General features: G+C 68.3%; 19 protein-coding genes, 1 tRNA gene, 1 pseudogene and 1 riboswitch. Of the genes and pseudogenes, 11 read left to right on the forward strand and 10 right to left on the reverse strand.

Annotated features, from left to right (window positions below; translation table 11 throughout):
* Together mnmA and J2S53_RS21955 are read left to right on the forward strand one after the other, a co-directional pair.
* Entirely contained in the window at positions 1–1,089 is a 1,089-nt protein-coding gene (gene mnmA / locus J2S53_RS21950; protein WP_456242579.1) for a tRNA 2-thiouridine(34) synthase MnmA, read from the forward strand.
* 321 nt (positions 1,090–1,410) lie between these two features.
* A complete protein-coding gene (locus J2S53_RS21955; protein ID WP_456242580.1) occupies positions 1,411–2,448 on the forward strand; it encodes a methionine synthase in 1,038 nt (345 codons plus the stop codon).
* Positions 2,449–2,658: 210 nt separating this feature from the next.
* Here J2S53_RS21955 and J2S53_RS21960 read toward each other — a convergent pair.
* The 3 genes from J2S53_RS21960 to J2S53_RS21970 all read right to left on the reverse strand — a co-directional run bounded on the left by J2S53_RS21960 (position 2,659) and on the right by J2S53_RS21970 (position 5,236).
* Positions 2,659–2,731 (reverse strand) — tRNA-His (locus J2S53_RS21960).
* A 128-nt stretch (positions 2,732–2,859) separates the two neighbouring features.
* A complete protein-coding gene (orn, locus tag J2S53_RS21965) occupies positions 2,860–3,507 on the reverse strand; it encodes an oligoribonuclease (protein ID WP_092975768.1) in 648 nt (215 codons plus the stop codon).
* Between the two features lie 187 nt (positions 3,508–3,694).
* A complete protein-coding gene (locus tag J2S53_RS21970) occupies positions 3,695–5,236 on the reverse strand; it encodes an AMP-binding protein (protein ID WP_456242581.1) in 1,542 nt (513 codons plus the stop codon).
* Between the two features lie 289 nt (positions 5,237–5,525).
* On the opposite strand from J2S53_RS21970, the gene J2S53_RS21975 reads away from it, so the two are divergent.
* Entirely contained in the window at positions 5,526–5,930 is a 405-nt protein-coding gene (locus J2S53_RS21975; protein ID WP_456242582.1) for a hypothetical protein, read from the forward strand.
* A gap of 108 nt (positions 5,931–6,038) precedes the next feature.
* Here the strand turns inward: J2S53_RS21975 and J2S53_RS21980 are convergent, their stop codons facing one another.
* The gene (locus J2S53_RS21980; RefSeq protein ID WP_456242583.1) at positions 6,039–6,779 is read right to left on the reverse strand and encodes a hypothetical protein; all 741 of its coding nucleotides are present in this window, start codon (positions 6,777–6,779) and stop codon (positions 6,039–6,041) included.
* A 318-nt stretch (positions 6,780–7,097) separates the two neighbouring features.
* Here J2S53_RS21980 and J2S53_RS21985 point away from each other — a divergent pair, with 318 nt between their 5' ends.
* From J2S53_RS21985 to tenA, 3 genes are all read left to right on the forward strand, one after another.
* The gene (locus J2S53_RS21985; protein ID WP_456242584.1) at positions 7,098–7,340 is read left to right on the forward strand and encodes a hypothetical protein; all 243 of its coding nucleotides are present in this window, start codon (positions 7,098–7,100) and stop codon (positions 7,338–7,340) included.
* Between the two features lie 93 nt (positions 7,341–7,433).
* Positions 7,434–7,532, forward strand: a riboswitch (TPP riboswitch).
* 132 nt (positions 7,533–7,664) lie between these two features.
* Entirely contained in the window at positions 7,665–8,486 is an 822-nt protein-coding gene (thiD, locus tag J2S53_RS21990) for a bifunctional hydroxymethylpyrimidine kinase/phosphomethylpyrimidine kinase (protein WP_456242585.1), read from the forward strand.
* Between the two features lie 46 nt (positions 8,487–8,532).
* Positions 8,533–9,258 (forward strand): thiaminase II, encoded by a 726-nt coding sequence (tenA, locus tag J2S53_RS21995; protein ID WP_456242586.1) that lies wholly within the window; start codon positions 8,533–8,535, stop codon positions 9,256–9,258.
* A gap of 115 nt (positions 9,259–9,373) precedes the next feature.
* Here tenA and J2S53_RS22000 read toward each other — a convergent pair whose 3' ends face one another.
* The 5 genes from J2S53_RS22000 to J2S53_RS22020 form a co-directional block, all read right to left on the reverse strand.
* Complete coding sequence (locus J2S53_RS22000; RefSeq protein WP_456242587.1) at positions 9,374–10,513, reverse strand: polysaccharide pyruvyl transferase family protein; 1,140 nt, start codon at positions 10,511–10,513, stop codon at positions 9,374–9,376.
* A 73-nt stretch (positions 10,514–10,586) separates the two neighbouring features.
* Positions 10,587–11,069, reverse strand: coding sequence for a hypothetical protein (locus tag J2S53_RS22005; protein WP_456242588.1), 483 nt, complete (start codon positions 11,067–11,069; stop codon positions 10,587–10,589).
* Positions 11,070–11,185: 116 nt separating this feature from the next.
* Positions 11,186–12,352, reverse strand: coding sequence for a hypothetical protein (locus tag J2S53_RS22010; protein ID WP_456242589.1), 1,167 nt, complete (start codon positions 12,350–12,352; stop codon positions 11,186–11,188).
* Between the two features lie 174 nt (positions 12,353–12,526).
* Entirely contained in the window at positions 12,527–13,171 is a 645-nt protein-coding gene (locus tag J2S53_RS22015; RefSeq protein WP_456242590.1) for a hypothetical protein, read from the reverse strand.
* A 4-nt stretch (positions 13,172–13,175) separates the two neighbouring features.
* Positions 13,176–14,255 carry a hypothetical protein gene (locus J2S53_RS22020; protein WP_456242591.1) on the reverse strand — a complete coding sequence of 360 codons (1,080 nt, stop codon included), beginning with the start codon at positions 14,253–14,255 and terminating at the stop codon, positions 13,176–13,178.
* Between the two features lie 354 nt (positions 14,256–14,609).
* Here J2S53_RS22020 and J2S53_RS22025 point away from each other — a divergent pair, with 354 nt between their 5' ends.
* From J2S53_RS22025 to J2S53_RS22040, 4 genes are all read left to right on the forward strand, one after another.
* The gene (locus J2S53_RS22025) at positions 14,610–14,732 is read left to right on the forward strand and encodes a hypothetical protein (RefSeq protein ID WP_456242592.1); all 123 of its coding nucleotides are present in this window, start codon (positions 14,610–14,612) and stop codon (positions 14,730–14,732) included.
* A gap of 426 nt (positions 14,733–15,158) precedes the next feature.
* The gene (locus tag J2S53_RS22030) at positions 15,159–15,542 is read left to right on the forward strand and encodes a DUF3817 domain-containing protein (RefSeq protein ID WP_092975737.1); all 384 of its coding nucleotides are present in this window, start codon (positions 15,159–15,161) and stop codon (positions 15,540–15,542) included.
* Positions 15,539–16,477, forward strand: coding sequence for a heme o synthase (locus tag J2S53_RS22035; protein ID WP_456242593.1), 939 nt, complete (start codon positions 15,539–15,541; stop codon positions 16,475–16,477). Before J2S53_RS22030 ends, J2S53_RS22035 begins: the two co-directional genes overlap by 4 nt.
* A 298-nt stretch (positions 16,478–16,775) precedes the next feature.
* Positions 16,776–17,777 (forward strand): Acg family FMN-binding oxidoreductase, encoded by a 1,002-nt coding sequence (locus tag J2S53_RS22040; RefSeq protein WP_456242594.1) that lies wholly within the window; start codon positions 16,776–16,778, stop codon positions 17,775–17,777.
* Between the two features lie 31 nt (positions 17,778–17,808).
* Here the strand turns inward: J2S53_RS22040 and J2S53_RS22045 are convergent, their stop codons facing one another.
* Positions 17,809–18,654 carry an SAM-dependent methyltransferase gene (locus J2S53_RS22045; RefSeq protein ID WP_456242595.1) on the reverse strand — a complete coding sequence of 282 codons (846 nt, stop codon included), beginning with the start codon at positions 18,652–18,654 and terminating at the stop codon, positions 17,809–17,811.
* Positions 18,655–18,908: 254 nt separating this feature from the next.
* On the opposite strand from J2S53_RS22045, the pseudogene J2S53_RS22050 reads away from it, so the two are divergent.
* Positions 18,909–19,022: pseudogene (locus tag J2S53_RS22050) on the forward strand (ribonucleotide-diphosphate reductase subunit beta); the annotation flags it as partial.
* Between the last annotated feature and the right edge of the window lie 145 nt (positions 19,023–19,167).

Consider the following 19,167-nt stretch of genomic DNA (forward strand, 5'->3'; position numbering starts at 1 on the left):
GTGCGAGTACTCGCGGCGATGAGCGGCGGTGTGGATTCGGCGGTGGCTGCCGCCCGAGCTGTGGACGCGGGGCACGACGTCACCGGCGTGCACTTGGCGCTGTCCGCCAAACCGGGGACGTTGCGAACGGGAGCCCGCGGCTGTTGCACCGTGGAGGACTCCCGCGACGCGCGACGTGCCGCGGACATTCTGGGGATCCCGTTCTACGTCTGGGACTTCGCCGAGCGGTTCAGCGAGGAGGTCATCGAGACCTTCGTGGGCGAGTACGCCGCGGGACGTACCCCCAACCCGTGCATGACCTGCAACGAGAAGATCAAGTTCGAGGCGTTGCTGGAGAAGGCCGTCGCGCTCGGCTTCGACGCCGTCTCGACGGGGCACTACGCCAGGCTCTCGCAGGAGTCGGGAGTTCCGGAGCTGCGCCGCAGCAGGGACGAGGACAAGGACCAGTCCTACGTGCTCGCTTCGCTGACCCCCCAACAGCTGCGGCACGCGATGTTCCCGCTGGGGCACTCGCTGAAGTCGGAGGTGCGCGAGGAGGCGGAGCGGCGCGATCTCGCGGTGGCGCAGAAACCGGACAGCCACGACATCTGCTTCATCCCGGACGGCGACACCAAGAAGTTCCTGGACTCCAAGCTGGGTGAGCGGCCGGGAGAGATGGTCGACGCCGACTCGGGCGAGGTGCTCGCCGAGCACTCCGGAGTGCACGGTTTCACCGTGGGACAGCGCAAGGGGCTCGGCATCGACAAACCCGCCGCCGACGGACGGCCGCGTTACGTGCTCTCGCTGGAGCCGGTTTCCGGCACGGTCGAGGTCGGTTCGGCGGAACGACTCTCGGTGACCGAGATCGACGCGGATCGGCCGATCTGGCCCTCCGAGAGCCCCATCGACGGGCCGACCGAGTGCGTGGCCCAGATCCGCGCACACGGTGAGACCTGCCGTGCCGTGGCCGAGACGACCGACGAGGGTGTCCGGGTGCGGCTTCACGAACCGATGCGCGGCGTGGCTCCCGGGCAGTCGGTGGTGCTCTACCGGCCCGAGGAGGCAGGTGATCTCGTGCTCGGGAGTGCCAAGATCTCTGGCACCCGGTGAAACTGTGACGTCGGCTCGTTCTTCGTGGCGGTGCGGGTGGCGGAACCTCTCGCACGGCTCTCGCTGTGGGTGCCCCGCCATCGGGTAGTTACTACACAACGTCGGGGCCGTCCTCGCGAGAGCCGCACGGGAGAACCCGCGGCGGTGCCGACCGCGTGGGTGGTTGTTCGGCGTTCGTCACGCCGAAGTGACCACGACAAAACGTGGACACCACGCGCGAGTGCGGTGAAGCTTGATGACTCCCGGTGTGGATCCGCTCCCATGAGAAACGCCTGATTCCCGTTTGGCGGACGGCGCGAACTCGGTTGCGAGAATGGTCGCGTGACGCAGCGACAGCCCTGGAAATCCGGTACCGCGACCGCCATCGGCTCCATGCCCGGTACCGATCCGCTGGAAACCGCACGGATCGTGGCGGGGGAACTGCCCGACCTGACCCCGATGCCGGAACTGCCCGCTCGTGGCGTGGGTGGTGACATGCTGGGGCGTACCGCCGGAATGCTGCCCGACCTGGCTGTCGAGGTCGTGCCGTCCGGTTACCGGGTCGCTCGTACCCCGGGACGCGACCAGCGTCGGGCGGTGGATCTGCTGCGCTGGGATCTCGACGCGCTGGAGGAAGTCACCGCCGCGGACACCGAACCCCGGCTGATCAAGCTTCAGGTCGCCGGGCCCTGGACGTTGGCCTCGGGTATCGAACTGGAGCGCGGACACCGCGTGCTGACCGACCACGGCGCGTTGCGCGATTTCACCGAAGCGCTGGTGGAAGGGGTTCGCGAGCACGCCGCACTGGTCGCCGAACGCACCGGTGGGCGGGTCCTGCTGCAGCTGGACGAACCGACGTTGCCCGCCGTGCTCTCCGGTGATCTGCCCACTCCCTCCGGCTACGGAACCGTCCCCGCGTTCCCGGAGCCCGAGGTGCAGCGGCTGCTCGAACACACCATCGAGCGGTTGGGGGAAGCCGTGGCACGACCGGTGATCGTGCACTGCTGCGCGGCACGGCCCCCCGTGCGGTTGTCGCGCCGAGCCGGTGCCGGGGCGCTGAGTCTGGACGTCGGGACGCTGGAGTCCTGCTCCGAGGAGTTCGCCGAAGAGGTCGGCGAGGTCCTGGACGCCGGGCTTCCCGTGCTGCTGGGCATGGTCCCCACCACCGAGCCCCGGCGCGAGCCGGAACTGCGCGAACTCGCCGAGCCGGTACGCACCTTCGTGACCAAGCTGGGCTTTTCCGAGCGGGTCCTCGCCGAACAGGTGGTTCCCACGCCGACGTGCGGTCTGGCGGCGGCCTCACCGGGCTGGGCGCGCCGCGCGCTGGAACTCACCGGCAGGTTGGGCAGGATGCTTCCCGAGCGCTTCGCCCAGGACTGACGGCCCGGAACCGGCATCCCGGAACCGGCGCCCGAGGAACGCGGTCGGCGAGGGGCCGATCGTGAGCTGCCGGGTGAAGCCCGGACCGGGGGCGTGATGGGCACACACCCCGGTCCGGCGTATGTCGTGCGGACGGTCCCCGTGAACGCCGCCCGATACGAAAACGGCGGCCCCGACACCGGAAACCGATATCGGGACCGCCTTCTGCGGGGTGAGTGACGGGATTCGAACCCGCGACTCCTGGGACCACAACCCAGTGCTCTACCGCCTGAGCTACACCCACCGTGCTCACCCGGTCTCATCACCGGGCAACGGATCCCATCCTAGCGTGGCCGGTTCTCGGGCTCGCAACGGGATCCCCTTTTGCCGATCGCGTTCCCGATTTCGCTGCGCAACCGGATGGAGCGAAGCTCATTCCTCTTCGAGACGCCGCTTCGCCCGTTCCGTACCGCCGACCTGCTCCTCGGCGAGCAGTTCGTCCGCGATCTCCTGTGCCTGTTCGCTGGAAGGCCCCGGATGCGGGACGAACGCTGTGCGCCGGTAGTAGGCCAGTTCCCGGATCGATTCCCGCACGTCCGCCAGTGCCCGGTGTGCCAGCCCTTTCTCCGGCTGGGCGTAGTAGATACGCGGGTACCACCGGCGGCACAGCTCCTTGACGGAGGAGACGTCCACCATGCGGTAGTGCAGGTACTGGTCGAGTTCCGGCATGTCCCTGGCGATGAAACCGCGGTCTGTGGCGATCGAGTTCCCCGCAAGCGGTGCGGACCGCCCGTTCGGCACGTGCTCCCGCAAGTACTCCAGCACCCGCTGCTCGGCCTGGGCGAGTGTGACCGTGGAGCGGCGTACCTCCTCGGTCAGCCCGGAGTGGTCGTGCATCTCCCGCACGACCTCCGGCATGGTCCGCAGCGTCTCCTCGTCGGCGTGGATCACGATGTCCACGCCTTCGCCGAGGATGTTGAGGTCGGCATCGGTGACCAGGGCGGCGATCTCGATCAACGCGTCCTTGCCGAGCTCCAGCCCGGTCATTTCACAGTCGATCCACACTAGACGATCGTTCACCGGGGTCAGCCTAACGCGCCACGGTGGGTGCACGCGAAACCGCTGGTGCGTCGTCACCGCCGCGGGCTCCCGCGGTGCGGGAGGCCCGACGTGGCGTGGTGGACCACTCGACGTCGGACCTCCCGGAACGATCGCCGCACGAGCGATCCCACCCCGGCGTTCCCGGCTGCGCGGGGTCGACGGAGCTCTACTCGGACGCGTCCCGGAAGGGCAGCCGGTTCGGGACCACCTTGCCGGTGGCGTTGCGGGGGAGTTCGTCCAGGAACACCACGTCACGAGGGCGGGCGAACGTGGAGAGCTTCTCCTTCACCCGCTCACGAACGGTGTCCTCGTTCAACTCGTGGCCTTCGTGCGGCACCACGAAGGCAGCCAACCGCTGCCCGTGCTTCGGGTCCTCGACTCCGGTGACCGCGACCTCGCGGACTTCCTCGAAGGAGGCGATGACGTCCTCGGTCTCCTTGGGGTAGACGTTCTCCCCGCCCGAGACGATCATGTCGTCTGTTCGCCCGACGATGAACAGTCGACCCTCCTGATCGAGGTAGCCGAGATCGCCGGTGGGCATCAACCCGTTCGTTCGCCGGACCTCCTTGCCGTTGGTGTATCCCTCGAACAGCATGTCGTTGCCGACGTGGACACCACCGGTCTCGCCGGCCGCCACCGGGGATCCGGACTCGTCCAGGATCCGCAGCGTCGTGCCGCGGGGCGGTTTGCCCGCCGTGCCGGGGGCGGTGCGCAGGTCCCGCGGATTCGCGATGCTCACCCAGGACGCCTCGGTGGAGCCGTAGAAGTTGTACAGCACCGGTCCGAAGGCCCGCTGGAACTCGGTGGCGAGTGTGCCGGACAGCGCCGAACCACTGCAGGCGACGATCCGCAGCTCGCGGTGGTCGTAGTTGCGCCGCTGTCGCTCGGGCAGTTCCAGGATTCGTTGCAGCATCACCGGCACCGCGAACATCGCGCCGCAGCGATGCCGCTGCAGCGCGGCGAGAGTCTGCTGCGGGTCGAATCCCCTGCGCAGCACCAGGGTGGCTCCGAGTACCGTTCCCAGCTGGAACGCGGCCAGCCCCCAGGTGTGGAACATCGGGGCGCAGACCAGCATTCGTTCACCGCTGCGCAGCGGCACCCTGGACATGATCGTCGTCGCCGGGCTGAGGTTCGGCGGATCGGGGCGTCGCGCGCCCTTGGGTGTGCCGGTGGTTCCGGAGGTCAGCACGATCATCCGGCCGTGCCTGGGGCGCTTGGGCAGCGGAGTCGCGGGGGAGCGTCCGATCAGCTGTTCCAGCGTGGTGTCGCTCGTCGTGCTCTCCGTCCAGCTCACGAGCAGTTCCACACCGTCCGGTAGTCGCAGCCCCTCGGTGAACTCGGAGTCGGAGATCACCACGGCCACGCTCTGCTCGGCCAGTACGGCCGACATCTGCTCGGAGCTCATGCCGGTGTTGAGCAGCACGGAATCGGCACCCAGTTTGCTCGCCGCCAGCAGGCCCTCGACGAAGCCGTGATGGTTCCGGCACAGGATCGCCACCCTGGATCCGGATTCCACCCCGTACTCGCGCAGCCCGTTCGCCAGTCGGGTGGTGCGCTGCTCCACTTCGGCGAAACTCAGCGCGCCGCGCTCGTCGATCACGGCGGGCCGGTCGGGGTGGCGTATCGCGCCCACCGCGTATCCGAGCGGAATCGCGATCCCCCAACGTCGGTAGGCCATCGCGATCCGCAGCAGCCTGTCCGGACGCATCGGGCGGACGACACCCTGTCTGATCAGGGTAAGGGCGTCGAGAAGTACCGGCGCCCGTCGTGCGAACCATCGGGACACCGCGCCCTGTTCGGCTCGCTCGGTTCGATGTTCACCGGCTGCCCCTGGCAACGGGCTCCGAGACCGGCTCTCAGGGGTCCGTTCACTCGTCACGCCACACCTCACAACTCTATCTACTCGTGAGTAGATAATGCCTTGTGTGGCGTCAACAAGGAAGGGGAGAAGCGTCAGGAATGTCCAGATCTTCGGATCGACTGGCACACTCACCGGGGTGAGCGGTTACGACACGCGGCTGTGGCGAGTGCTCGACCGGGCCCTGCTGATCCTGGCCGTCGGAACACTGGGCCTGCTGGTCGGACTCGGCGACTCGCCGAGGCGAGCCGATTCGGTCCTCGGGCTGCTGATCCTGGCGGCGGCCGTGCTGCCGATCGCGGTGACCGTGGGCCGACTTCCCTCCCACGCCCGCGCGAGACTTCGTGAACTCCCGCGCCGTCGTCGGTTGTTGACGGTCACCGCGTTCCTGGCGGCATGTGCGGCTATGTGCATCGCGCTCTGGAGTCTCCACAACGCCCTCTTGCCCGGGACACTCGCGCCACTGGCGCTGGCGGTTCCGGCGCTCGCCGTCGCCGGGGTGGCCACACTCGGTGTTCGGCTCACCGGCGGACGGGGGCGTTGAGAGCTTCGGGCAACTCGCCACGACCGGAACAGGCGGCTCGTCGCACGAGAACCGGTTCCTCGGCGCGCTCCGGCATGTCCCGGAGACGCCGGGGAGAACGGGCGGTGGTCAGACCGAGCGAACGACCAGACCTTCCCGCTCGCAGACGAAATCCAGCGAGCCCTCGAACTCCGCGATCGGCATCTCGTCGCGGATCAAGCGGTGCGGACCACCGTGCGTCTCCAGGCTCAACCGGTCCGCGGTGAAGTGCTGCTCGGAGTAGTCAGGTCCCTCGATGCGGACGTCCAGCTGCCCCTCGTGCAGCGTGATCGCGACCTGCCCACCGGGAATGGACAGCGGCTCACCGCCACGGTTGAGCGTGAGGCTGCCTTCCGTCGCGTTCTCCGGAAGCACCACGACCCTGCTCAGTGCGGCGTCCCTGCGGGAGTCCTGCCGGTTCATCGCGATCACGTCGCGCCGCAGACTCTCGCCCGGTTCGCCTTCCTCCGGACGCGGTGCCAGCAGTGCCGCACGTTCCTTGGCGGCCAGTCGGTAGGGCTGCCAGGACCCCGTGCCCACCAGGTTGATCACCGAGTCGACACTGCTGTCGGCGAGCAGTTCCTCGCTGTCCGGTGCCGGGGTGATCTCGGTGGCCCGCACCCCGCGCTCGTCGAGCAGCTGCCGCAGCGCTCGGGCACGCTCCCGCGCCTTGCGGTCGAAACCGCGGTTGATCGCGACCGTGGTGGAGCCACTCGCGGTCGCCGCGGCCGCTTCGGCGAGCCCCGCCAGCGGTTCCCAGACCGTGGCCGGGTCCTGCCCCGGGTTCTGCCGGGCGCGCGTGCTGCTGAGTACTTCGGTAGTGCTGTTCATTGCCCCAACTCTAGTCCGCCGTCGTCCGTGGCCTCACGATCCCGGAGTGGCTGTGCGGGAGCCGCGGCCCCCGGTGTGACATAACTCGCCGGATGTCGTTCCACTATGTGGGGCCCGCTCGGTTTTTCGGTGGTGTCCCGATCCGGCCCACGCGGTTATCGTTCCCGCCGCCGTCCGCGTTCCGCGGCACGAGTCCGCACGGTGTTGCGTCCGGGACCGCGCGTTTTGGAGGCTGCACCTTTCGAAGATACCCGCGGGCCGGTCGGGCAGCGACCGATCGGCGAACACACCGCGCGTTGGCCGAGTCGGAGGCAGTGGATGACGGAGTTGCTGTACTGCGCCGAACAGCCGGGCGGTCGTATACCGGAAACCGCCAGGGGCGTGCTCGTCCGGTGGTTGGCTGCGGACGGCAGTCGGGTGAGGGCCGGGCAGCCGTTGGCGGAGGTACGTGCCGAAGGCAGGAAGGACCGGATGCACTCCCTGGCCACCGGAACGCTGCACCAGCAGGTGCGGCAGGGTGAAGCGCTGCTGCCGGGGTTTCCGGTCGGCCTGATCGAGTAGCGGAGCCGAACGGGTGCGGCGTTGTCCGGTTCGGCGTTGACCGCCGCTGCTATCTTGAGGTTCGCCGGAGTGGGAACGAACGACCCGCCTCCGGCCAGTGACGCGGGGTGCCCGACCGTTCGGCCGGGCTGAGAGAGACCCGTCGAACCTGAACTAGTTCGCACTAGCGGAGGGACGTCGCGGTGTTGTCGGTTCGTACGTGTGCCGTCACGCCCGGTTGCCGGGTGGTTCCAGCTGTTCCCGAAGCGGTGTGCGGCCGTTCCGGACGAACCACGTACGTCGTCGCCGTGCCCCCGTGCTCGTCCAGCCGTGAGAGGGGCAGCAGTGATTCCGAACGTGCTCACGATCGCCGGTACCGATCCCAGCGGGGGAGCGGGCATCCAGGCCGATCTGAAGGCTTTCTCCGCCCACGGCACCTACGGTATGGCGGTGACCACGGCGCTCGTGGCCCAGACCACCACGGGAGTCTCCTCGGTGCGGGAGATCCCCGCGGACTTCGTGGCCGATCAGCTACGGACCCTGTTCGACGACGTGCGGGTCGACGCGGTCAAGATCGGGATGCTCTCGGACACGGACATCATCCGAACCGTGGCCGGGGTGTTGTCCGAGTACTCGGCACGCGAGGTCGTGCTGGACCCGGTGATGGTCGCCAAGAGCGGCGACCGGTTGCTCGCCGCCGACGCCGTCCGTGCGTTGCGGGACGAGTTACTGCCCCACGTTGACCTGATCACCCCCAACCTGCCCGAAGCGGCGGACCTGCTCGGTGTGTCGGAGACGACCGGTACCGAGGGAATGTCCGCCCAGGCCGAGCGGCTGGCCGGGCTGGGAGTCGAGCGGGTGCTGCTGAAGGGTGGTCACCTGGGCGGTGAATCCAGCGTGGACGTGCTGCGCACCGCGAGCGGTGTCGAACTGTTGTCGCACGAGCGCGTGCTGACCAAGAACGACCACGGCACGGGCTGCACCCTGTCGGCCGCCACGGCGGCACTGCGTGCCCTGGGGCGAGACTGGTCCACCGCCGTGCGCGAGGCCAAGGACTACCTCACCGGTGCGCTGCGCGCGGCCGACCTGCTCGACGTCGGACAGGGCCACGGCCCGGTGCACCACTTCTACCGCTGGTGGCCCGGCGAGACCACGCCACGCAGCTGAACAACTCCGCCCGCGCCACATCGAGCCGCCGAAGCTGAGGAAAGACATGAGCTACCGCCTTCCCGATCCCGTCCCCGGCGGTTTCTGCGCCGAAGCCTGGTCCTACACCGCCGAACTGCAACGTGCGATCGTGCACCACCCGTTCAACACGGCACTGGCCGACGGCAGCCTGCCACGGGACCGGTTCGCGTTCTACATCGTGCAGGACTCGCGCTACCTGTTCGGCTTCGCACAGGCACTGGCCGCCGCCGCGAGCAGGGCCGACGAGCCCGGCGACGCGGCCTTCCTGGCGGGCAGCGCACACGGAGCGCTGGCCGAGGAACGCAAGCTGCACGCCGGTTACATCGAACAGCTCGGTCTCACCGAGGACGAGATGGCGGGTGTCCAGACCTCGCCGACCTGCCTGGCCTACACCTCCTACCTGCGTGCCACCGCGTTGAGCGAGCCCTATCCGGTGCTGGTCGCAGCGCTGCTGCCCTGTTTCTGGGTGTACCAGCACGTGGGCAGCACGATTCTGGAGAGCACCGGGACGACGGCCGGTCATCCCTACGGGCGCTGGATCGCGACCTATGCCGACGAGGAGTTCGCCAACGCGGTACTCGGTGCCAGGGAGCTCACCGACAGGCTCGCCGCGGGAACCGACGAGAACACGCGGCGACGCATGCTCACCGCCTTCGTGCGGTGCAGCGAGTACGAATGGCTGTTCTGGAACAGTGCGTGGGAGACCGAGACCTGGCCCACCGCGGCATGGCTGCCCGAGCCGCACGACTGACGCGCTCATCCGGAGCCGGTGGGGCGTCGCTACCCGATGTCGGGCTTCCCCGGAGCGAGAGCCGTGCCAGAGGTTCCGCCGAGTGAGTAGCTACGTGGACCGAGCCGTCAGGGCTCTACTGGAAGTAGATCTTGGCGGCCAGCTCTGCCTTGGCCGAGCGAAGCGAATCCAGCGTGCCGAGGTCGAATCCACCGGTCGGTTCCGTGGCCACCGAGGTACTCAGATCCGTGTTCAGCGACCAACCGGAGCCGCTGGCGATCAGTGAACCGTGTTTGCTGGTGTAGTAGTCGGCATCGATCGCCACCGCGGTTCCGGCCGCTCCCGTCGCCGCCGCGACCAGGTGCGTGTGGAACCGGGTGGACAGCCACCGCTGTTCGGCGGTGGCGGGCAGTCCCGAATTCATGATGTCGGAGAACGGGTAGAAGCGGGCGTCGGGCAGCTCGTGTCGCAGCAGTGTGTAGATCTCGCGATCCACCAGCGGCATCCCCTCCACGAACCCGATGCGTTCGGAGGGGGTTTTCCAGCGCCGCAGGGTTTCGAGCACGAAACCGGCCAGCGCGGCCCGGCTCATGCTCAGCAGGTCGGACTGCACGCAGACCATGACCTCGGGGCAGTCGTCCTGCCGGTACATGTGGGGCGTGATCCCGAAGAACAGGTCGTCGCCGGTGGCGGTGACTTCCGGCACGTTGGCCAGCGCGTCCAGCGAGGGCGTGTCCCGCACGTCCACCACGTCGAACCGCCTCGCCAACGCACTCAACAGCTGCCTCGCCTCGCCGGGTAGCGGCGTCAGGCCCTGCCCGGTCATCGCCAGCCGCGCACCGGAGCGTTCGCCGATCGCCACGGCCGCCGCGAGCAACCCGATGTGGTGCGGCCAGATCCCGTTGATGTAGCCACCACCGATGACGTGCACCACGTCCGTCCGAATGGCCGCGACCACGCCCGCGACCCAGCGGGGTGCTCTCCCGGGGTCGTGGATCGCCTGGCGCACGAACGAGGCCACCTCCCACGGTTCCCGCGAGTCCGCGTGCCAGCAGAGTCGCCACAGGGTGTCGGTGAACCGCACGTTCGGATGCAGCCTTCCCAGCAACACCTCACTCGGCCCGGGATTGGGGCAGTCCAGCCAGACCTCCGAGTCGGGTGCCTGGTGTGCCAGGTGGCGTAGCCAGCAGGCGGCGATGTGCTCGTCGCCGTAGTTGGGGTGGCCGGTGGTGCCGACCAGATACACGGTTTCCCGTTCCGGTGAAGGGGCGGTCAAACGTACTCCTCGGCCGGTCAGCGTTGGAGTAAGGATAGCGAACGGCTTCGGAGTCGTTCCGCGGTGCCCTTGGTCAGTGGAGTTCGAGTTCGTCGCTGATCGTCAGCAGTCGAGCTTTCGCCTGCCCGAATCGCACCCGGTGTTTGGCGGCGCACAGTTCGATCCGCTCGCTCCGGCGGGCGGTGGACGAGCGCCCGGTGTCGAGATCGGCCTCGTCGGTGGTTCCGGAGCGCGCCGCGTCCTCGCCGTCCGGCAGGGTCGACTCCGGATCGGTCTCCTCGTCCACGTTTCGAGGCCGATTCTCCGGTGCGGTCGAAAGTGTGGTTGACGGTGCGGTCGACGGCGGGGACGCCGGTGTGCTCGCCGGCGTCGTGCTCGACTGAAGCGCGTCGCTCACCACTCGGGCCTGTCGCCGGGATCTGGTCGCGGCTCGGTTGCCGCGCCGGTGTTCGCGCCGCAACAGCGGTACGAACACCAAGGTGGCCACACCGAAACCGGCCAGGAAGGTGAGTGCGAGCAGATCGATCGCCGGGAAGGTGAGCTGTGCCAGCGCCATCGTCGCGGGTGCTCCTCTCTGCTGTTTCGGGACTGCCTTCACCTGGTTCGGGACTGCCTTCACCGTGTCCGTCAACGGGGCAGTCGTTCGGGGGCGCTTTCTCCGGTCGTCCCGGTTCAGTTCCGACCGGCGGGATCCTGCTCTTCCAGCGAGCCGGGAACCGTGCCGGTGACGGTGGTGATCCCCTCCTCATGGGGGGCCACCGCATCCGACTGTCCCGCCGGGGGCTCGTACTCGTACTCACTCACGCGGGGGTCAGGGGTGCTCGCCATCACCGAGTTTTCCGGTGCGGAGCCGTCGGTGCCCGAGGCCGGTTCCGGCGTCCCGTCCTCCGCTTCGGGGAGGATCGGAGTCAGCTGTACCGGGATCGAAGTGGGGGAGGTGACGAAACGGGGCACTTCCGACTCCGGGGCGACTTCGGCCGTTTCCCGATCCCCCTGACCGGAAGCGTCGTCGTGCCGCGCCGTCCCCTGCTGCCCGGACTCGTCCGGCGTCGGGGCTTCGCCCCGGTCCGGCGTTTTGCGCAGTGAGACCGCGGAGGCACCGATGGTGTCGCTGGCCGTGTCGAGCGTGTTCAGCACGTGGTCACGTAGCGACTCCAGCTCCGTGCGGTGCCGGGTGATTTCCTCCAGGGTCTCCCGCCTGTGTCGTTCCGCCTCGGCTTCCTGCCTGCCGCATTCGCGGCGGGTTCGTTCCACGAGCTCGGCCGCGTCCCGCCGGGCCGCGCTCATCAGCGACTTGTAGGCGTCCCGGACGGACCGGCGCATCCGCTGTTCCCGCTCCCGCAGCTCGTTGAGCTGTCGTGCCCGATCGCGGTGCAACCGTTCGTGGCGGCGTTCTAGCTCGGCGAGCAGCCGTTCGCACTGCCCGTGCAGCTCGCCCGCGGTGTTCTCGGCCTGCTCGATCAGCCGGTTCGCCTCGCTCTCCGCGGAACCTCGGATCACTTCCGCCTCGTGTCCGGCCTGTTCGCGGATGGCCCGCAGTTCCTCCTCGGCCAGCTCCAGCATCTCCCGCACCCGCTGGGACGCGGCGGGCAGGCCCGTTTCCGAGGATTCCACGTGGTGCAGGCGTTGCTGTGTCTCGGCCAGCTCCTGGCGGGTCCGGTCGTAGAGCTCGCGCAGATCCGAGTTCAGTCGAGCCGCCTCGTTGCGGTCTATGGTCACCAGTTCGAGCTGGTTCTCCAGTACCTCGAGATGCTCCAGTACCTGCTCTCGTTGAAATCCGCGGAACCCGACGTCGAACCCGGGCCGGAGCGGTACCACGGCGTCGGCGGCGTCTTCCATGTCGAATCCTCCTGTCCGCGACTGCCCTGCGGGGTCGGCTCGATGATGGTCGAGAGTTGGGTTGCCGTATCGGATCGAGACGTGGGATCGCCGGTCCCGCCACGAGGGGAGTGGTGCTTACCGGCGTGCCGTGACTGGCGTGGGAGTTCCGGTCGCCGTCGGGTGTCCCCGGCGCTACCGCTGTTGCTGTCCGTCGCCCGAATGCCCGTTCTCCTCCATACGCAGTTCGCCGGTCAGGCTCATGCGCAGTTCCTCCAACCGTTGTTTGCTGTCGTCCATCGGTTGGATGTACTCCCGGCGGAACCGTTCCGCGCTCTCCTCGCTGCCGAAGTGCGTCTCGGCACCGAAGTTCCCGGTGGTCGGGTTCTCTGTGGCCGGGTTCCCGGTGGTCGTGGGTTGTTCGGTTCGGGCGGATCGCTCCGACACATCGGTTCCGGCCGTCGCGTCGGGTTCGGTGGGTGCGTCCACACCGGAAGGCGCGACCGGCCGGTTCCGGGTTTCCTCGTCCCGTGCCGGGTCCGCTCTGTCACCCGGTTCCGCCGCGCCCGCCTCGGGGGACGTGGCGTGCTGCGCCTCGTCCTCCTGGGGAACTCCCGTTCCGACCCGTCTCGGTTGTCCGTTGCGCCCCGGCCCGTTCAACAGGGCCGTCGAGGTGGTCAGTCTGGCCAGTTGCCTGCGCAACCGTTGTTGCCGTCGCCGTGCTCGAACGAGCAGGATCGTGGCCGGAAGCGCTGTGAGCAGGACTCCGGAAAGCACCGCGAGCCCCAGCCGGAGCAGGTGCCATCCGGCCGGAGCCCACGGGATCAGCTCAGCAGTCATCGAATCAGTGTCCGTAGTCGACCGAGTGGGGATGGTTCTCGCCATCCGTGCCCAGGGGGTTGGCCCTGTTCAGCACGGGTACTTCGTCGTGTACCGGATCGTCCTCGGTGACGGGGTTCACGGGGATCGGACGGTTGCCGGTCTCCGCGGCCTGTTGGTCCGGCTGGAACGGGATGCGTTCCTCCACCGACGATTCCCGGGGCATTTCCGGTTCGGCGGGGGAGAGCGCTTCGCGTGCCTCGCCGGTTGCCTCGTCACCGGGGGTGGCGTACGAGGGGGCCTGCTCCCGCTGGGGCTGTTCGACGATCAACAGCGGTCGGGGTTGTTCGCTGAGCACGTCGCGTTGTTGCCCGACGAAGGTGGCCACCGCGTCCATGTTCTGCACCAACCTGCTGCGCAGGTCCTCCAGCTGTTCGGCGCGGGAACGCAGCTCACTCATGAGCTCGCTGTGCCTGCGACGGGCGTCCTCCTCCAGGTCGCCGCAGCGTTGACGAGTGTTCTGGAGCAGCTCGTCGGCGTCCCTGCGCGCGGCTGTCAGGGCCTCTTCGTAGGTACTGCGGTAGGACTGCTTGAGCTGCTCGGCCCTCGCCTCGACCTGGGCGGCGCGCGAAGCGTGCTCCTCGTCGAGACGTTTTCTGCGTTCCTCGAGGTCGTCGACGAGCTCCGAACACTCCTGACGCAGTTCGGCCGCGCGGTTCTCCGCCTCGTTCCGGATGCGTTCGGCATCGGTCTCGGCGACGCCGCGGATCGTCTCGGCCTCACGATTGGCGTGCTCACGAATGGCGGTGGCTTCTTCCTCCGCCATGTTCAGCATGTGCTGCATCCGCGCGGTGATGTAGGGCTGCCCCGTATCGGCGTTCTGCACCCGTTTCAACTCACCGGCGGTTTCTTCCATCTGCCTGCGCGTCTCGTCGGTGATGCGCCGCTGGTCCTCGTTGAGCCGGATCGCCTCGTCCCTGTCCGTGACCAGGATCCGGATCTGGTCCTCCAGTAGTTCGATGTGTTCCAGAACCTGTTTTCGGTTGAATCCGCGGAACTCGTTGTCGAACCCCGGCCTAAGGGGAACGATGGCCTCGTCTTCCATGGTCCACCGCACTTCCGCTCGACACTGTGCTGCTGGTGATCCTAAGCGGAGTGACGGATTTTCCGGCGCACGCTTGATGCGCACGTCCGCGTTCTCACTCGAACGAGCGAGACGTATAGCTGAATGAAAGTAATTCATTTTTCGTGGGGCGATGCGTGGATCTCGCGCGCGAATTCGGTGGGAACACGAAACAGATCGGAAGAATGTTCGTGAAACGTGCGGAAGTGGTAGGCCGGTGGATTCCGGCCCCGGCCCGCAGAATCCACTCTCTTCGGGGGAGCGGGGGTGGAAGAGCGGTGTGAACCGCACCATCGACTCGGAAGGTCGCACGGGCACGACCATCGGGTTCGGCGGGTGTGCCGGAGGACGGAACCCTTCGTCGGCCTCCGAGCCACCACCGGGGACGACGAACTGATGATCACGGTGAACGTCGCCGACCGGAAGGCCGAGTCGCGTTCCTACGAGCTCGTGGCCTAGGTGTACCGACTCGGCCACGATCGGTAGCGGGAGCCTGCCTCCCGGTTCGCCGCTCGCAGCGGCAGGGCACGTCGGGTGTTCGCTCGCGGGGCAGCAGCTCACTGGGTGGACGCCCACGGGGCTGCTGCCGCGCGGAGTCGCCCTCCGAACGCTCGCGGTGTTCCGCCCTGGTGGGCGTCCCGCGCCTCGCGTGAACCGCGCGGTTCGGAGCGCCGTTGTTCCCGCCCGACGTGGCCGAGACCACTGTCGGTGTCAGGTAGTCGCAAGTCGCTGTGAGCCGTGGCGTACGGTCTTCAACGACGGGCAGCCACGGTGGCCCGCCTCATCCGCGTGCCACGACGGCAGCCGATCCATCGGCCCACGAACGGGACGGACATCGCCGCCGCGGTCGTGGTGGAGGCACGAGGCGGGATTGAGGGAGTTGTCGTGAAGCCGAGTGTTCTGCTGACCGGTTACCGGGTCATGGCGTATGTGACGGCCGTGCTGCTGATCGCACTGTGCGTGGCAATGGTGGGCAAGTACGGGTGGCCGAGCGGCACCGACGTGCAGCACGTCGGTGAGACCGCCACCACCGTCATCGGAATCGCCCACGGTTGGCTGTACATGGTCTATCTGGTGTTGGCACTGTTGATCACCCGGCTGTTGCGGGTCCCCATCGGGCCCATGATCCTGGTCCTGTTGGCCGGAACGATTCCCTTCGGTGCCTTCTTCGCCGAGCACAAGGTGGTTCAGTGGTTCCGCGTGTGGAGCACAGCAAAGTACGGTCCCGCGGCCGGGACAACCCAGCAGACCGGGTCGGCACAGACATGACGACCGCGACACGACCCACCGGGGACGACGAGAGGTCCACCGGCCGCGCCGGAGCGCGCGGAGTGCTCAGCGCCTATCTGGCACTGACCAAGCCGCGCGTCATAGAGCTGCTGCTGATCACCACGATTCCGGCCATGTTCCTGGCCGAACGCGGTATCCCATCGTTGCTGCTCGTGCTGATCACCCTGGTCGGGGGAGCCATGGCCGCGGGCAGCGCGAACACGCTCAACTGCGTCGCCGACTCGGACATCGACGCGGTCATGGACCGCACCAAGTCCCGCCCGCTGGTCAGCTACCGCGTTCCGCGCACCCACGCCCTGGTGTTCGGGATAGTGCTGAGCGTGGCCTCGTTCGCCGTGCTGTGGGCGGGGGCGAACCTGTTGGCGGCGGCACTCGCGCTGTCGGCCACCCTGTTCTACGTCTTCATCTACACGCTGGTGCTCAAACGACGCACCTCGCAGAACATCGTCTGGGGCGGCGCCGCCGGCTGCATGCCGGTCCTGGTCGGCTGGGCGGCCGTCTCCGGAACCGTGGAGTGGCCCGCGGTGGTGATGTTCGCCGTGGTTTTCCTCTGGACACCGCCGCATTTCTGGTCACTGGCGATGAAGTACCGCGCCGACTACGAGCGGGCGGGCGTGCCGATGCTTCCCGTCGTGGCGACCCCGCGGCAGGTCTCGGCGCGCATCCTGGCCTACACCTGGGCCACCGTGGCGAGCACGCTGCTGCTGATCCCGGTCACCAGCTGGATCTACGTCGGCTGCGCCGTGGCGATCGGTGCGGTGTTCCTGGTAGTGGCACAGCGGTTGCACCAGGGGGTGCGCCGTGGTCGCGGCGTCAACCCGATGCGGCTGTTCCACCTGTCGAACAGCTATCTCAGCGGGCTGTTCCTGGCCCTGGCCGTCGACGCCGCGATCGGGCTGCCCGTGCTCGGATGATCCCGAGCCCGGGCGGTGTTCCCGCCGGGGGAGCCCGTCCGGGTTGTCGCCCGTGCTTTCACGGACCGTGGCGCGGCACCACGTGCGCGCCCACGTTTCGGACATATATCCGTCGAACTCCGCCGTGTTCCGCCACTCGGACTGCGTCTTTCCCCGCCCGGCGGCATAGTGAGCCCGGGGATTTCGATATCCGGCCCTTTCGCGCTCGGTGATCCCGCCCGGCACTTCGGTCGCCACCAGTGCCGATTCATCGCGATACCGCGGCGAGCGCGCACACTCGTGTCGCAGGGGGTCGACCATGAGTTGGCTCAGACCGCACCGGCGACGAGCCGGTACTTCCACAACCGAACAGGGCTGGTCACCCGAAGAGGTCCACAGCCTGGAGGACGCGGTCGCCCGGGCCCCCTCGGTGCACAACACCCAGCCCTGGGAACTGACGACGAGTGACCGCACGGCGCTGCTGCGCGAGCGATCCGACGTGGCACTCGAGCAGCACGATCCGGAGGGCAGGGATCGGCGACTCTCCTGCGGTGCGGCGGTGACCAACCTGTTCCTCGGGGTGCGCGCGCTCGGTTGGGCGGCCCTGGTGCGACGGGGGCCGGAGGAGAGCGAATCCGACGATCCCCGGTTGGTCGCCACCGTCAAGGCCACGAATCGGCAGCAGCCGTCGGTTTCCGAAGGACAGCGCTTCCGGGCTATCACCCGGCGCACCAGCTACCGCAAGCCGTTCCACGAACAGCGGCTCCCCCACGTGGCGAGAGAGGCGCTGCTGGCGGCGGGGAGCTCCTCCGACGTCCACGCCCGCTGGATAACCGGCATCGAGGAGGCGCGGACCCTTGCCGAGATCCTGGGCTACGCGGCCCGGGTGCACCGCAAGGACCGTCATTACCAACGGGAACTGGCCATGTGGCTGGTGGACGGTCAGGGCGGTGTGGATCCGGGAGGTGGCATCGCTTCCGAGGATCTCGGTACCGAGGGAGTGGCAGCCGTCGGCCTCGTCGGCTCGAGCAGCAGACTCCCCGACGAACGGCATCTCGCCGAGTGGATCGCGAACGAGTCGATCATGGTGCTGACCACCAGCACCGATGATCCGGCCGCGCACTTCCGCACCGGTGAGGCCATGCAGTTCGCCTGGCTCACCGCCACCAGCCTGGGGCTGGCGGCCTCGGTCATCACGCAACCGCTCAACCTCACCGAGGTGCGCGCGGGGCTGCGGGACCGGCTCGGACTACCGGGGCCCCCGCACGCGTTGCTCAGGTTCGGTTACCCCGTGCCGGTGCCGAGTCAGCGCCGTTTCTGAGCGGTGTGCCCGCCAGATGTCGGTCCGCTGCTCAACGTGTCAGCCTGCCCACCGCCCCGTACGCGTTCGAGACCTCGATCTCCTCGTGGGCGGCCGTGTTCTGGGGGCGCCAGCTCGGCAGCGGTACGAGTCCGGGTTCCACCAGCTCGTAGCCCTCCATCAGCTCGGTTATCTCGTGCGGAGGGCGCCATCTGACAGGTGTCGGCGTGCGGGCCATGACCTCCTCGGCATCGGCGACCTGCCGCTCGGTGGCCGATATCGCGGATATGTGTGAGAGAACCAGATGGCTTCCCGCCACACACGCCTCGCGGTAGGCGGCGATCATCTCCCGTGCGGCCCGCTGCTCCGGCACGAACGGCAGCACCGCGACCGCCAGCACTCCCACGGGGCGACCGAAGTCCAGCAGTCCCGCCACGCCGGGAGCGGTGAGCACCGCCTGAGGATCCCGGACATCGGCCAGCGTGATCGTCACGTCGGAGTGCTCGGCGAGCAGCCGCTGTGCGTGTGCCACCGCCACCGGTTCGTGATCGACGTAGGCCACCCGGGCCGTCGGATCGAGCGACTGGGCCACTTCGTGCACGTTGCCGACGGTCGGAATGCCCGAGCCCAGGTCCAGGAACTGGTCGATCCCCCGCGCGGACAGGTACCCGACCGCGCGGCCGAGGAAGGCCCGGTTGGCCCGCGCGTACTCGCGAGCGTGCGGCATCGCGGCCGATCCGGCCTCGGCCGCTTCGCGGTCCGCCGCGAAGTTGGTGGATCCGCCCAGGTAGTAGTCGTACATCCGGGCCGCGTTCGGTCGGTCCGTCCGCGCTTCCCCCGGTGGGGGAGCGAACGAGCTGAACGGAGCCGATTCCCGGGGATCCTCGTGCTGGTCCATCCGCCCTTCCTCCGGGGTGCTGCCACGTTCGGGTCGCCGTGATCACGAGCAACGTTACGCCTTCCGACCGTTGAACACCCCGTGCCACAGCAGTGGAACCGAAGGCCGGTCACTCCGCTGTCAACGCCGTGTCGGCGGCCCGATCGGTAGTAGGTCATGACAGGATGCTCTGCAACGCCGAGCATTACCAGTACGCCCTCCGGGACGAGTCGACTCACTTCGTTCTCGGGATCGACCGCATCAACCGGACGAAACCGGAGAATCCGTTCCCCTGGATGTCGGAGGCCGTCGATCTGAAGAAGGAGAAGAACTTCTTCGAGACGCGGGTGACCGAGTACCAGTCCGGTGCGGCGCTGGAGTGGGACTGACCGGACCTCGCCGCGCGGCCGGAACCGCCAGGCCGGGGCGCCCGGCGGTTCCGGCCGTTACCTCGCTGACGTTCTCCCGTGCTGTTGACCGATCGGCGCGGGTCTTGCCGCAGCCGGAAACTTCGGACCGACCGGAAAACCCCGA

Source organism: Actinopolyspora lacussalsi (genome assembly GCA_030803735.1).
Classification (GTDB): Bacteria; Actinomycetota; Actinomycetes; order Mycobacteriales; family Pseudonocardiaceae; genus Actinopolyspora; species Actinopolyspora lacussalsi.